The following is a 13,908-nucleotide window of genomic DNA, read 5'->3' as shown; positions in this document are numbered from 1 at the left end:
GGGAGGAGACTATGACGACACGCAGAACGATTGTGGGACTGATAGGCGGTGCCGCGGCAGCTGCAATGATAGGCCTCGGCGCAACGGCCGCGCTCGCGCAGGAAGTCACGCTGAGGCTGCACCACTTCCTGCCGGCACAGTCAAACGTGCCGCGCCTGGTGCTGGATGTCTGGGCGGACAAGGTGGAAAAGGACTCGGGTGGCCGCATCAAGATCGAGCGTTTCGCCTCGATGTCGCTCGGCGGCACGCCGCCGGAGCTCATCGATCAGGCGATCGACGGCGTCGCGGACATCGTCTGGACGCTACCCGGTTACACGCCGGGCCGCTTCCCGTCGACGGAGGTCTTCGAACTGCCGTTCTTCGTTTCGGACGCCCGTGCCGCTTCCAGCGCCTACTGGCAGCTGTTCGAAAAGCATATGAAGGATGGGGAATTCGCCGATCTGAAGATCCTGGCGACCTGGGTCCATGGTCCCGGCATGTTCCACACCAACAAGCCGGTAACGAAGCCCGGGGACCTGCAGGGCATGAAGATCCGCGGCGGCTCGCGCCTGGTGAACCAGCTTCTCGACCTTGTCGGGGCGACACCTGTCGGCATGCCGGTCCCGGCGGTGTCGGAGGCGCTCTCGAAGGGCGTGATCGACGGCACGACCATTCCTTGGGAGGTGACGTCCGCGCTGAAGGTGCCGGAACTGGTCACGAACCACACCGAGTTCGAGGGCCCGGCCCTCTATACGCTCACCTTCGTGCTCGCGATGAACAAAGCGAAATACGACAGCCTGCCGGATGACCTGAAGGCGGTCATCGACCAGAATTCCGGTCTGGAATTCTCCATCTTTGCCGGCGGCACACAGGCGGACGCCGACGGCCCGGCCCGCCAGGTCGCCGTCGATCGTGGAAACAACATCGTCACGGTTCACCAAGCCGACACCCAGGAGTGGAAGGACCTCGTCCAGCCCATTTATGAGAGCTGGGTCGCCAACGTTAAGGGGGCGAATGTGGACGGTCAGGCGCTGATAGGCAATGCCCGTGCGCTGATGGATGCGTACGGCAAGTAGTCTCCTCGCTCGGGCCGCCGCATACGCCAGGCGGCGGCCCTTCGACTGAATGGTGACGCCATGCATCGATTCTTCGTCGGATTGTCACGCCTGATGGCCGCGTTGGGCGGGCTGGTTCTGAGCGGGCTGATTCTGCTTATGTGCCTGTCCGTCGTCGGCCGTACCCTCAATACCGTACTCCATGCGGCCGCCGTTCAGGCACTGATGCCGGGATTTGCGGATTGGGCGCTGTCAACCGGAATAGGACCCATCGAGGGCGACTTCGAACTGGTCGAAGCGGGTATCGCGTTCTCGATATTCGCTTTCATGCCCTACTGCCACATCACTCTCGGCCATGCTTCGGTCGACATCTTCACGAGCTGGTTCTCCGAAAGGGCGCAAAAGATACAGGGCGTCCTGATCGAGATGCTTTTCGCCGTCGTGCTGGTCGTGATCGCGGTCCAACTCGAAGCGGGAATGCAAAGCAAGATGCGTAGCGGCCAGACGACCTTCCTGCTGCAGTTTCCGATCTGGTGGGCCTACGCGCTCAGCTTCTTCGGCGCCGCGGTCGCGGCGATCGTCGGAATATACATGGCCATCGTTCGGGTGGTCGAACTGGCCAGCGGAAAAACGCTCATCGGCGATGCGATCGGGGACGACATTGAGCAATCTTGAGATCGGCTTCGTTTCGTTTCCCGCTCTCCTGGTCCTCATATTTCTGAGGGTGCCGATCGGGTTGGCCATGTTCGCGGTCGGCTTTGCGGGACTCGCTTTGGTCAACGGCAACATCGCCATCGCGCTCGCGAAACTGAAGTCGGAGACCTTCACGACCTTCTCCAGCTATTCGCTGTCGATCGTTCCGATGTTCCTGCTCATGGGATATTTCGCCACGCTCGGCGGGATGAGCCAGGCGCTGTTTCGCGCGGCCGAGTCATGGCTCGGACATCGCCGCGGGGGCGTGGCGATGGCGGCTATCGGTGCATGCGCCGGCTTCGGGGCCATCTGCGGGTCGTCGTTGGCGACCGCGGCGACCATGGGACGGGTCGCGCTGCCCGAATTGCGCAAATACGGCTATGAAGGAGGGTTTGCGACCGCCGCTCTTGCCGCAGGCGGCACTCTGGGCATTCTCATCCCTCCCTCGATCGTCCTGGTCATCTATGCGATCCTGACCGAGCAGAACATCGCCAAGCTGTTCCTGGCCGCGTTCGTGCCGGGCGTGCTGGCCGCAATCGGCTACGTCATCACGATTTCGGTCTATGTCCGGCTGAATCCCGAAGCCGCCGGCTTGCGCGAGCGCATGCCCTATGGCGAGCGGTTTCGCTCACTCCTCGACGTCTGGCCGGTCTTGCTGGTGTTCCTCGCGGTCGTTGGCGGCATCTATGCTGGCGTCTTCACGCCGACGGAAGGCGCGGCAGTCGGCGCCTTCGGTACCGGACTGATTGCCTGGCTCAATGGCGGCCTGACGTTTGGCAGCCTGTTCGCCAGCTTCCTTTCCACCGGCCGATCAACGGCGATGATCTTCTTCATCGTGCTCGGTGCCGCCTTCTACAACGGTTTCCTCGCGCTGACGCAGGTCCCCCAGGAGCTCTCGGCCTTCGTAGTAGACCAAGGCTTCAGCCCCTGGATGGTGCTGTCGATCGTGCTGCTGTTCTATCTCGTGTTCGGCTGCCTGATGGACAGCCTGTCGATGATCCTGCTCACCATCCCGATCTTCTTTCCGGTGATATCCGGCCTCGACTTCGGCATGAGCGCGGAACATGTCGCGATATGGTTCGGCATCCTCGTTCTGATCGTCGTGGAGGTGGGGCTGATCACGCCGCCCGTCGGGATGATCCTCTTCATCATCAATACGATGGAGAAGGCCACGCCGATCATCGAGACCTACAAGGCGGTGATGTATTTCGTGTTGTCCGACATCGTGCGTGTCGTCATCCTGATGCTCTTTCCGGCCATCACGCTGTTTCTAATCCCCTGAGCTCCCGATGATGTTCGGCAAGGGTCCAGAATGCGCGACAATAGATATGAATCATAACTATACCGTCCCTCATGCAGGTGGAGGAGAACGGCAGGAATACCGCGGGCGGCGAGGGGCCGGTCGCGGCTAGCGGCGCATGGCCTGTCCGGGTGGCACGGGTCCGCCGGACGGCGCTTCGCCGGAGGAATCAGGACATGCTCGGAGGAGATCGACTCGATGCGCAAAGACGGGGCAAATCGGCTGTTTGCCGAAGTGGACGTGCGGCGCCGCGACACCGGTGACGGCGTCACATATCTGGAATCCGGCATCGCGCTGCCGCAGTCGGTCCCCTGCGTCGGCGCGTGGCTTGAACGCTGGGCTTCCGAACGGCCTGACGCGACTTGTGTGGCCGAGCGCGCGGGCGATGGCTGGCGTCGGGTAAGCTATGGGGAAGCGCTGCGGCGGGTCAGGGAGATCGCCGGCTGGCTGCTTCATGCAGGAGCGGGACAGGACAGGCCGGTTGCCATCCTCTCCGAGAATTCGGTCGACCACTGGCTGATGGCATTCGCGGCCATGCATGTCGGTGTGCCCGTCGCGACGATCTCGACCGCCTATTCGCTGATGTCGTCGGATCACGAGAAGCTGAAGGCGATGATCGAGCTTGTCACGCCGGCCGTCATCATGGTCTCCGACGCTGGCCGGTTTGGCGCTGCGCTGAAGGCGATCGAGGGGCGGCACGCCGCGGTCGTTGTCGCGAGCGCCGGTGCTTCGACAACCATGGTCGCATTTGCCGATGCCAAGGCCAGCGGGCGCGACAGCGACGTCGCCGAGCGCTTTGCCGCGATCACGCCGGACACGACCGCCCGCCTGCTCTTCACCTCCGGATCGACCGGCACGCCGAAGGCGGTCATCAACACGCATCTTATGCTCACCTCGAACCAGGAGGCGAATGGCGCAGTCTGCCCGTTCCTGTCGGAAACGCCGCCCCGCATCGTCGACTGGCTGCCGTGGAGCCACACATTCGGTGCGAATTTCACGTCGAACATGGTGCTTCGCAACGGCGGCGAACTCTATATCGACGAGGGCAAGCCGGCGCCGGGCCTGATCGAACATACGATCAGGAACATGATCGAGATCCGTCCGACCATGTGTTTCAACGTGCCTCGCGGCTACGAGATGCTGCTGCGGGCGGCAGAGACCGATGCGGACTTCCGCGAGGCGCTGTTCGGCGTGGAGTTCATATTCTATGCCGCCGCGGCGCTGCCGGGATCGATCTGGAGCCGCTTGATCGAGCTCTCGGCCGACACCAAGGGTGAGGCGACGCCGATGGTCGCGGCCTGGGGGTCGACCGAGACGGCGCCGCTGGCGACCTATTGTCATTTTCAAGCCGAGCGCACCGGAAATATCGGCGTGCCGGTGCCCGGCACGGCGCTCAAGCTCCTGCCGAACGGTGGCAAGCTGGAGGTCCGCGTCAAGGGTCCCCAGGTGACGCCGGGCTATTTCCGCAATCCGGAAATAACCAGCAAGGCCTTCGACGCGGAAGGCTTCTACATCATGGGCGATGCGGTCCGCTTCGCGGATCCCGACGATCCCGCCAGGGGCCTTTTTTTCGACGGGCGTGTCAGCGAGGACTTCAAGCTGACGTCGGGCACCTGGGTCAGCGTCGGCGAACTGCGCATCGCGGGCATAGACGCCCTGTCGCCGGTGGCGCAGGATATCGTCGTGGCTGGGCACGACCGCGACGCGGTCGCCTTCCTGATCTTCCCGAACGAAGCTGCATGCCGCAATCTGGCCGGGCTCCCGGAAGCGCCGCTCGGCCAGGTGCTCGACCATCCGGCCGTGCGCGGCCACGTGGCCGACGGGCTGAAGGCGCTGAAGATGTCGGGCGGTGGCTCCTCGCGCTACGCCGTGCGCGCGCGATTTCTTGCTTCGCCGCCCGATCCCGACCGGGGCGAGATCACCGATAAGGGCTATATCAACCAGCGCCAGACGCTTGCCAATCGCCAGGCTGATCTGGAACGGCTCTACGGGGACGACCCTGACAGCTTCATCTTCCCGGCGAATTGACATCAAGGAGCATACCGTGCCCGCCTACATTCCATACGGAGCCTACTGGTCCACGCCGTTCGCGCGCTGGCAGACGGAGCTCGCCCATCTCCATTCCATGAAGTTCGCCGCTCATGTCGCGCAGGCCGCTTTACGCGTACGTGACATTCCCGTCGACGCGTTCGACTTGGCCGCCTATGGCATGACGGTGCCGCAGCATCGAAGCTTCTACGGAACCCCCTGGGTCACGGCGATGCTGGGCGCCGAACGGCTGCCCGGGCCGCTGGTGAACCAGGCCTGCGCGACCGGCACCCGTCTGCTGGCGATGGTCTGCGCTGAAATGGCCGCCGGAGCGGCGAACTGCGCGCTGGCGCTCTCCGGCGACCGGACTTCCAACAGCCCGCATGTCTACTACCCCGCTCCCGCCGGCCCGGGCGGGACGGGCGAGAGCGAGAACATCGTCCTCGACAGCTTCAACAGCGACCCGTGGGCGAGGTGCGCCATGGTCGATACCGCCGAAAACGTGGCGCGTCGCGAAGGCATCACCATGGAGGAGCAGCATGAGGTCGTCCTCCACCGCTCGCGGCAATATGCCGATGCACTGGCCGGGGACCGCGCCTTCCAGAAGCGCTACATGCCGGCACGGCTCGATGTGCCGGATGCCGGGTTCCGCAGGACAGTCTCGACCCTCGAGGGCGATGGCGGAGTCCATCCAACGGATCCGGAAAAACTGTCGAAACTGAAGCCGGTGCGCGAGGGCGGTACCGTCACCTATGCGGCGCAGACGCATCCCGCCGACGGCAATGCGGGGATCGTCGTCACCGCCGATGCCGCCAAGGCCCGCGACCTGGCCGGCGACGGCAGCATTGCGGTGGAGATCCTCGCGTGGGGGTCGGGTCGCGAGGAGAAGGGCTTCATGCCGGCGGCGCCGATCGAGGCATCGCGAAAGGCGCTCTCCATGGCGGGACTTGGAATCGGCGACCTGGACGCGATCAAGACACACAACCCGTTCGCCGTGAACGACATCGCCTTCGCGCGCGCTTTCGGTCTCGACTGGCGCGGCATGAACAATTTCGGCTGCTCGCTGATCTGGGGGCACCCGCAGGGCCCGACCGCCCTGCGATCCGTGATCGAGCTCATCGAGGAGCTTGCATCGAAGGGCGGCGGGCACGGCCTGTTCACGGGTTGCGCGGCGGGCGATTCCGGCATGGCCCTTGTCCTGAGGGTAGGCTGACGAGGTGGATCGGCCGGGCTGGCGCCTGAAGCGCCACATCATCTTTGATGACACGATGCCGGCGGTGGGCGGCTGGCGCGGTCGAGTCCACGGCAAGCATCGGGCACGAATTTCGGGCCGATGCGGTAGGTGGCCTGCCGCTCCGGCGTGGCCAATTCCGAAGCCTGTTGCAGATGCCGCCGCCGCAGCGCCTCGGCCCACTCCATCTCGTCAGGAAGCGGTTGCCGGAACAGACCGCCAGCGTTTCGTGGAAGGCCGCGTTGATGCGAACTGGTCATCGCCGCCCGTCGAGGCGTTGGCGTCAGGGGGTGACCGCCCGCCGATGTAACCAATCAGATCACGCGGCCGTCCGCGTCGAACATGTGCGTGCGGGATCGATCGAAAACCAGCCCGACGACGTCGTCGGCATGAATCGCCAGTTCGCCGTCGCCCTGGATCACAAGCAGCCCGGCGCCTGTCTCGACATAGCCGATCGTCAGATTGCCGAGCCGCTCGACCAACTGGACGGTGCCGGTGAGATCCGAACGGGTGTCGGAAAAGTCGGTGATGGCGATGTGTTCCGGGCGGATCCCGATCTCCGAGGGGGCCGGCCCGTGGGTGTCGGGCCGTCGGCGTGCCGCGACGGAGAATTCTCCCTTGTCGGGCCCGCCGGGCCGATCGAAAGCCAGCGTGATGTCGATGCCGTCGATGCGCCTTGTCGCCACCGGAAGGAAGTTCATCGTCGGCGAACCGATGAAAGAGGCGACAAACTTGTTCTCCGGCTTCGCATAGAGCTCGAGCGGCGCGCCGACCTGGGCGACCACGCCCTGGTCGAGCACGACGATGCGGTCGGCGAGCGTCATCGCCTCGACCTGGTCGTGCGTGACGTAGATCATCGTGCTGCCCAGCGTCTTGTGAAGCCTTGCCAGTTCGATGCGCATCTGCACCCGCAGCATGGCATCCAGATTGGAGAGCGGCTCGTCGAAAAGGAAGACTTCCGGCTCGCGCACGAGCGCGCGCCCGATGGCGACGCGCTGTCGTTGTCCGCCGGACAGTTGTGCGGGTTTGCGATCCATAAGATCGTCGAGTTGCAGCAACGCGGCAATCTCGTCGGCGCGCTTGGTCTGCACCTGGCGGGGTGCTCCGGCGACCGAGAGCGAAAAGGCGATGTTCTGGCGGACCGTGAGGTGCGGATAGAGTGCATAGGACTGGAACACCATGGCCATGCGGCGCTTGGCCGGATGCACTCTGGTGACATCGACGCCGTTGATGAAGATCGACCCGGCACTCACCTCCTCGAGCCCGGCGATCATGCGCAGCATCGTCGACTTGCCGCAGCCCGACGGTCCCAGCAAAGCGCAGAATTCGCCCTTGTCGACTGCCAGGTCGAGATTCCGGATCGCGGTGAACTCGCCGTATCGCTTGCTGACGGCGCGCATTTCAACGTGGTGCAAGGATCGCTCCGTCCATTCGTTCATTTCGATCGGTTCAGGCTTCGGCGAGCCAGACCGTCATGGATCCCTTTTCCCGGTTGCTCCAGAGATAGTAGGGAAGCGCGGTCAGCGTCACCCTTTCCTCGGCCGGAGGCTCGCGGCGATAGAGCGTGTCGCTCCATTCGCGATCGTCGAGGCGCAATGCCTCGGCGGCGAGGACGACTATGCCGTCGAAGAGATCGCTACGCCGCTTTATCCCGACCTTCGACCGCCGCGGCAGTCTCAGCCGCTGCACCGGACCTTCAGCATTGTCGACCTGCTCCACGCAATAGACGAGTGGCCCGCGCTTCAGCGCAACGCGTCCGACATCCATGCGCACGGAAGGATGCGCGTAAACGCGCTCCGGCGGCATCGGCAGGTCTAGCTCCACGACGTCGCCGGCCTGCCATTTCCGTGAGATCGAGAGGTAGCCGTTCGTTGTCGACGGCTCGACGGCGATCGCCTGTCCGTTGACCGATGCCTTCGCCGCGCGCGACCAGCCCGGTATGCGCAGCTTGAGCGTGAACTCCGCCGCCTGCTCCGGCTCGAGCTCGATCCTGATATCGCCGGACCAGGGATAGTCGCTCGTCTCGCGCAAGGTGACCTTGCCCGACTTCAAGGTGACCGACGTAGCGATGCCGCCATAGAGATGGAAGGCGATCGCGTCGTCGCTGTGCGAAACGAAGTAGCCGCCGACCGACGCCACGAGGCGCGAGGCATTCATCGTGCAGCAGGGGCAGGTGTGCCAGGCCCAGCGTCTGTGCCGCCCGTCGCTGTCCAGCGGGTTCGAGTAGAAATAGTGCTCGCCATCCCGGGACAGGCCGGTGAGCGCGCCGTTGAACAAGGCCTGCTCCAGCACATCCGCGTATTTGCCGTCGAGGTCGAGATGCAGCATGCGCTGCGCCCAGAAGATGAGAGCCACCGACGCGCAGGTCTCCGCATAGGCCGTGTCGTTGGGCAGGTCGTAGGCCTCGGTGAAGCCCTCATTGGCCGCGGCCGGACCGAGGCCCGAGGTGATGTAGATCTTCGAGGCCATGACATCCTGCCACAGCAACTCGCAGGCGCGTTTCAGACTGTCGTCGGACAGCTCGGCCGCGAGATCGGCCATGGCCGAGTACATATACATGGCGCGAACCGCGTGGCCGACGACCCTGTCCTGTTCGCGCACCGGCTTGTGCGACTGGTTGTACTCATAGCTCTTCGCCCAGAATTTCTTTGGATCGTCGCCGCGGTCGGCGGCTTCCTGGTCGAAATAGTGGGGTTGCCGGCCGCGCTCGTCGATGAAGTAGCTGGCAAGCTCGAGATGCTTCCGTTCGCCGGTCAGGCGGTAGAGCCGGACCAGCGCGAGCTCGATTTCCTGATGCCCACAGTAGCCGCGTTTCTGGCCCGCTCCCGGTCCGAACGTTTCGCGCACATGGTCGACATAGCGTTCCAGCATGGTCAGGAGGCGCCGCCGTCCGGTTGCCAGGAAGTAGGCGATGGCGCCTTCGAGCAGGTGACCGAGATTGTAGAGCTCGTGATTGTCCCGCAGATTGGTCCAGCGTTTTTCCGGCTCGCGCTGCAGGTACCAGCAATTGAGATAGCCGTCCGGCGCCTGGGCCTTTTCGAGATCGTCGATTATGGTCTCGATCTTCGCTTCGATTTCAGGATCCCGGCGATGGGACAGGGCATAGGAAGCCGCTTCGATCCATTTGCCGACATCGGAGTCCCAGAACACCTGGACGGTGAAGTTGTGCTCGTTGCGGGGAAAACGCAGAGGCGGCGGCGGTTTGGGCAGCGTCAGCGATTCCAGGATGCCGTGCTCGGCGAGTTGGACATGCTGGCTGGGTATCGTGCGGGCAAGGACCGTTTCGAGCCGTTCGCGCCAGAACCGGCCTTCGATATGCACATCCACGAACCGCATCGGCACAAACCGGCTCATTCCAGGTTCCCTTTCACTCGCATCCACTCTCTCAGCCGCCTGTTGACTGCCTCACCACAAGCGAACAGGGCCGGCGGCTGACCCCGCTCACCCGCTTGCCCGACATCATGTCGATCAGTCGGTCGCCGGCCTCGCGCCCGAGGGCTTTCAGATTCATGTCGACGCTGGTGAGCGGCGGCCGCGCCGCCAGCGTCATGACGTCCCAGTTGTCGAAGCCGACGATTGCCACATCGGTGGGAACGCCTATGCCCCGCTCGCGCAGCGCGTCGGCCAAGCCCCTGGCGATCTGATCGTTGCCGCAGAACAACGCGTCGGGGTGAACGGAGCCTTTTGCAAAGATCCTGTCCGCGGCTTCGCGGCCCCAGGCCTCGGACCAGACGCCGGAGAGATAGAAGCCATCGATTGCCGGAAGTCCCGCCGCCGACAGCGCCGAAAGGTAGCCGTTCCGGCGCAGGCGTACGGCTTCGAAATGCTCCGGGCCGGTGACATGGGCGATGCGACGGCGGCCGAGCCGGGCAAGGTGCTCGACTGCGAGCACCGCGCCGCCCTCGTCGTCGGGCAGCAACGAAAGGCCGTCCGGGTCGTCCGCCTGACTGAACACGTAGACGACCGGCAGCCCATGGACGAGGGGACCGATAGGCGGCCGCTTGTCGGCGCGCCGCGCGGTCACCACCAGGCCGTCGACGCGCTTGCCGAGCAACTGGTCCAGATGCTGGCGCTCGCGGCCGGGGTCGTCGGTGGCGTTGCACATGAACACCGCGATGCGTTCATCGGCAAGGCGCTCCTCCAGCGCTTCGACGATCGGGAAGGTGAAACGCCCGAAACTGTCGTTGGAGATGATGCCGATCGTCCGCGATTTCGCGCGATGCAGGCTCTGGGCGAGGTCGTTCGGGCGATAGCCGATCTCCCGGGCAATTCGCAGGACCTTTTCGCGCGTCTCCTTGCTCAGCCGGCCGCCGGCGTTGAGCGCCTTGGAGGCTGTGCCGATGGAGACACCTGCGATTCGCGCCAGGTCGCGGATGGTCGGCGTGCCGCGCTGCAAGGGGGCGACCTTTTCCGGAGGGCTCGGTGAAGGAGGAGGGGGCGTATCCATGCTTCGCCTATTTGACCGCGCCGCTGAGGAGGCCGGCGACATAGTATTTCTGCAGCAGCAGATAGAATGCCATGCAGGGTATGATCGAGATGGTGATGCCGGCCTGCAGCATGCCCCAGTCGGTTCCGCCGATGCTCGTCTGTTGCCGGGAGGCGGCAAGGATCAGCGGGAGTGTGAAGCTCGAATCCTTGTTCATGATGACGAGCGCGGCAAGCAACTCGTTCCATGACGTGATGAAGGCGAACAGCGAGACCGTGATGACGGCGGGCACGATCGCCGGCAAGAACACCCGTATGAGAACCTGCCAGCTGTTGCAGCCGTCGATCACCGCTGCCTCCTCGAGTTCCTTCGGCACGGCTTCGAACGCGTTGCGCATCACATAGATGCTGAATGGCAGCTGGATCGCCGTATGCACGATGGCAAGCCCGACCAGCGAATTGTGCAGCCTGAGCTGGACGAACATGAAGAACAGCGGCGTGAGCAGCGCCTGATAGGGAATGATGAGGCCGAGGAGCAGGAGGACGAAGAAGAATTCCTTGCCCGGCACGGGAAAGCGCGCCAGCGCATAGCCGGCCGGGATGGTGAGCCCGAGGCAGAACAGGATCGTCAACAGCGCAGCACCTGCGCTGTTGACGAGATAGGTCGGGAGCCCGGCCTGGAAATTCCACAGCCGCCGGTAGCTGTCGAGGCTCAAGGCGTGCGGGAAATAGGTCGGCGGCACCGCGGCAGCTTCCGTGGTGGACTTGAGCGACGCCAGCACCGAGGCGAGCAGGGGCAAAAGCATGACGGCGCACAACAGCACGCAGACGGCGGCGGTCAGATATTTCCTGCGGCCGTCGAACATGCGCTCGGCAAGGCCGCGCCACGTTGCCGACGCAGCCGGAAGGTCACGAAAGTAGCCCATATCAAGGCGGGTTTCGGGCTGCGCTTTCAACGGTAACTTCTCCTGGTCAGGGCGATCTGGAGGATGGTGCAGGCGAGGATGACCGCAGCCAGGATCAGCGACAGGGCCGAACCGTAGCCCAGCTTCAGATAGGGAAATGAATTCAGATAGATGAGAAGGACCGATGTGGTGGTCAGGTTGCGTGGCTGGCCGGCGGTCATGATGTAGAACTGGTCGAAGGCGAGCAGCGAGCCGATGGCGCTCACCAGCGTGACCAGCAGGACCGTGCGGGCCGTCAGCGGCAGCGTGATGCGGCGCACCCGTTGCCAGTAGCTCGCTCCGTCGACCATCGTGGCCTCGTTGATCTCGCCCGGCACGGCCTGGATCGCGGCGACGAAGAGGATGGTGCCGAAGCCGAGAACCTTCCACACGATCGACGCGATGACCGCCCACATCGAAAGATCGGCGTCGGCCCCGAACCAGAGGACCGGCCTTGATACGACACCGAGGTCGATCAGCCCCCGGTTCACCAGCCCGAAATCGTAGCTGAACAGCCAGTACCAGAGCAGGCTCGATGCGCCGAGACCGATGACCACGGGCGCAAAGACCACACCGCGTGTGATCTGACGCAGCGGCGTGTTGGCCGAGGTCAGCAAGGCGATCGCGAAACCGAGGATCATGAGGATCGGCGTGATCAGCAGCGTGTATTTGAGGGTGAAGCCGAGCGAGACCCAGAACTGCGGATCGTGCCAGGCCTTCACGAAATTGCCGACGCCGACAAATTTCTTTTCGGCGATCAGCGACCAGTTGTGAAGCGACATCCAGACCATCTGCATCAGGGGATAGACGGTGAACGCCGTTACGAATGCGAGCGCCGGCGCGAGGTAGAGGAACCCGACGAACCTGCCATTTATGGAATGCATGCTGCCTTCGCCTTCCGATCCGCCCTGCAGGAACTGCGCCTTGATCGCATCTTGAAAAAGGAGGCCGCGGGTCCGGCAAGACCTCGCGCCGCGGCCCGGGGAGAGCCTATTCCGCGGCAATCGCCTTCATCTGGGCCTTGGCGTCCGCGATGATCGTGTCGATGTCGGTGTCTTCATAATAGGCGCGCTGCAGCATCTGGAGCCATGGCCCCTGCGGCGAGTTGATCAGTTCGAAGAACTTCAGCGTGTAGGGCGTGCGCGCAACGGCGATCGCCTTGGCCACGTCCTGCACCTTGGGGTTCTCGCGGAAGTATTTGTTGTCCGCCATGTCGCCGCGTGTCGTCATGTTGAGCATCTTGGCGTAGCCCTCGACCTGCGTATCGTCGGAGAGCAGGAACTTCATGAAGTCGATGGCGTCGTCGACCCGCTTGCTGCCTTTGGGAATGGTGACGATATCGCCGCCGGCGAAGGACGAGACCTCTCCGCTTTTCACGCCGGGCAGGAGCGCAATGCCGAAATCCATGGTCGGGTTCTGCTCCTTGGCGAGCGTGATGTTGAAGTTGCCCGTGCCCATCATGCCGACTTTTCCCGAGCCGAAGCGCAGATGAAAGGTTTCGCCGTTCTCGGCGCGGGCGTCGTCATGCACATTCCCGGCTTTGATCATGTCGCGCGCCCACTGCAGGACCTCCTTCACGCCTTCGCCCTGGAGCGGTTCGTCATTGGCGTCCTTTGGTTCGATGGTGGCGCCGCTCGCCCACATCAGCGGGCCGACCGTGAAGATGTTGCAGCCCGCGCATGAGCCCGGCAGGAAGTAGCCCTTCACATCGCCGCCGAGCGCGGTGATCTTGTCGGCATATTCCCTGATCTCGGCGAGGCTCGTTGGCGGCTTCTCGGGATCGAGGCCGGCCTTGCGGAACAGGTCCTTGTTGTAGAAGAGGGCCGAGACGTCCGCGTAGAGCGGCACGCCGTAGAGGCGACCGTCATAGGTGGACACCGCCATATGGCCCGGGCTCGCGGTCTTGAGCGCGGGATCGCTGCCGATCAGGTCGGTGATATCGACCAGTTGTCCGGCGGCTTCGAACTGCGGGCCGTAGATCAGATCCATGCCCATCAAATCCGGAACCTCCCCACTGGCAATCGCCTGGGCGATCTTGGGCACCATCTCGGTGTGCGGAATGTAGGTCAGGTTTATCTTGCGGTCCGGGTTCTTCTCGTTCCAGCGGGCGACAAGGGCATCGACCATGCCCGCATTGCCGCCGGTCCTCTCCCACATCTGCATTTCCTGGGACAAGGCCGGAAGCGCGACCGCTGTGAGCAGCGCCGCCAGGACCAGCCGGCATTTCTTGAAGCTTGGCAAACTCATCGGTTT

The 13,908-nt window shown here is 63.9% G+C and carries 11 protein-coding genes; 5 read left to right on the top strand and 6 right to left on the bottom strand.

Translation table 11 applies throughout. The features are described 5' to 3' along the window. Window positions 1–11 precede the first annotated feature (11 nt). From JN302_RS00585 to JN302_RS00565, 5 genes are all read left to right on the top strand, one after another. Entirely contained in the window at window positions 12–1,055 is a 1,044-nt protein-coding gene (locus tag JN302_RS00585) for a TRAP transporter substrate-binding protein (protein WP_202331235.1), read from the top strand. 60 nt (window positions 1,056–1,115) lie between these two features. Further along, window positions 1,116–1,709, top strand: a complete 594-nt coding sequence (locus tag JN302_RS00580; RefSeq protein ID WP_202309612.1) for a TRAP transporter small permease — start codon at window positions 1,116–1,118, stop codon at window positions 1,707–1,709. Then, window positions 1,696–3,009, top strand: a complete 1,314-nt coding sequence (locus JN302_RS00575) for a TRAP transporter large permease (RefSeq protein WP_202331234.1) — start codon at window positions 1,696–1,698, stop codon at window positions 3,007–3,009. Before JN302_RS00580 ends, JN302_RS00575 begins: the two co-directional genes overlap by 14 nt. A gap of 216 nt (window positions 3,010–3,225) precedes the next feature. Continuing rightward, window positions 3,226–5,055 (top strand): feruloyl-CoA synthase, encoded by a 1,830-nt coding sequence (locus JN302_RS00570; protein ID WP_202331233.1) that lies wholly within the window; start codon window positions 3,226–3,228, stop codon window positions 5,053–5,055. A 16-nt stretch (window positions 5,056–5,071) separates the two neighbouring features. Continuing rightward, window positions 5,072–6,268 (top strand): thiolase family protein, encoded by a 1,197-nt coding sequence (locus JN302_RS00565; RefSeq protein ID WP_202331232.1) that lies wholly within the window; start codon window positions 5,072–5,074, stop codon window positions 6,266–6,268. Window positions 6,269–6,600: 332 nt separating this feature from the next. On the opposite strand, the gene JN302_RS00560 is transcribed toward JN302_RS00565, so the two are convergent. The 6 genes from JN302_RS00560 to JN302_RS00535 all read right to left on the bottom strand — a co-directional run bounded on the left by JN302_RS00560 (window position 6,601) and on the right by JN302_RS00535 (window position 13,902). Further along, window positions 6,601–7,701 (bottom strand): ABC transporter ATP-binding protein, encoded by a 1,101-nt coding sequence (locus tag JN302_RS00560; RefSeq protein WP_244846144.1) that lies wholly within the window; start codon window positions 7,699–7,701, stop codon window positions 6,601–6,603. 34 nt (window positions 7,702–7,735) lie between these two features. Then, a complete protein-coding gene (locus tag JN302_RS00555; RefSeq protein ID WP_202309608.1) occupies window positions 7,736–9,640 on the bottom strand; it encodes a glycoside hydrolase family 127 protein in 1,905 nt (634 codons plus the stop codon). Window positions 9,641–9,671: 31 nt separating this feature from the next. Further along, window positions 9,672–10,682: a LacI family DNA-binding transcriptional regulator gene (locus JN302_RS00550; RefSeq protein ID WP_244846143.1), complete on the bottom strand. Its 1,011-nt coding sequence runs from the start codon at window positions 10,680–10,682 to the stop codon at window positions 9,672–9,674. Window positions 10,683–10,740: 58 nt separating this feature from the next. Continuing rightward, complete coding sequence (locus JN302_RS00545; protein WP_244742744.1) at window positions 10,741–11,667, bottom strand: carbohydrate ABC transporter permease; 927 nt, start codon at window positions 11,665–11,667, stop codon at window positions 10,741–10,743. Then, complete coding sequence (locus tag JN302_RS00540) at window positions 11,664–12,539, bottom strand: carbohydrate ABC transporter permease (protein ID WP_202331230.1); 876 nt, start codon at window positions 12,537–12,539, stop codon at window positions 11,664–11,666. The genes JN302_RS00545 and JN302_RS00540 overlap by 4 nt, the downstream gene beginning before the upstream one ends. Window positions 12,540–12,645: 106 nt before the next feature. After that, on the bottom strand, window positions 12,646–13,902 hold the full coding sequence (locus JN302_RS00535) for an ABC transporter substrate-binding protein (protein WP_202309605.1): 1,257 nt from the start codon (window positions 13,900–13,902) through the stop codon (window positions 12,646–12,648). Window positions 13,903–13,908: the final 6 nt, after the last annotated feature.

Source organism: Mesorhizobium sp. L-8-3, assembly GCF_016756615.1.
In the GTDB taxonomy this organism is placed as follows: domain Bacteria; phylum Pseudomonadota; class Alphaproteobacteria; order Rhizobiales; family Rhizobiaceae.
The sequence above is the reverse complement of the archived record's forward strand: the minus strand, read 5'-3'. Positions and strand labels throughout refer to the sequence as shown.

Bases quoted from the DNA above. Each gene is read 5' to 3' on its own strand.
- JN302_RS00580 (WP_202309612.1), top strand. From the start codon at position 1,116: ATGCATCGATTCTTCGTCGGATTGTCACGCCTGATGGCCGCGTTGGGC.
- JN302_RS00570 (WP_202331233.1), top strand. From the start codon at position 3,226: ATGCGCAAAGACGGGGCAAATCGGCTGTTTGCCGAAGTGGACGTGCGG.
- JN302_RS00540 (WP_202331230.1), bottom strand. From the start codon at position 12,539: ATGCATTCCATAAATGGCAGGTTCGTCGGGTTCCTCTACCTCGCGCCG.
- JN302_RS00555 (WP_202309608.1), bottom strand. From the start codon at position 9,640: ATGAGCCGGTTTGTGCCGATGCGGTTCGTGGATGTGCATATCGAAGGC.
- JN302_RS00535 (WP_202309605.1), bottom strand. From the start codon at position 13,902: ATGAGTTTGCCAAGCTTCAAGAAATGCCGGCTGGTCCTGGCGGCGCTG.
- JN302_RS00585 (WP_202331235.1), top strand. From the start codon at position 12: ATGACGACACGCAGAACGATTGTGGGACTGATAGGCGGTGCCGCGGCA.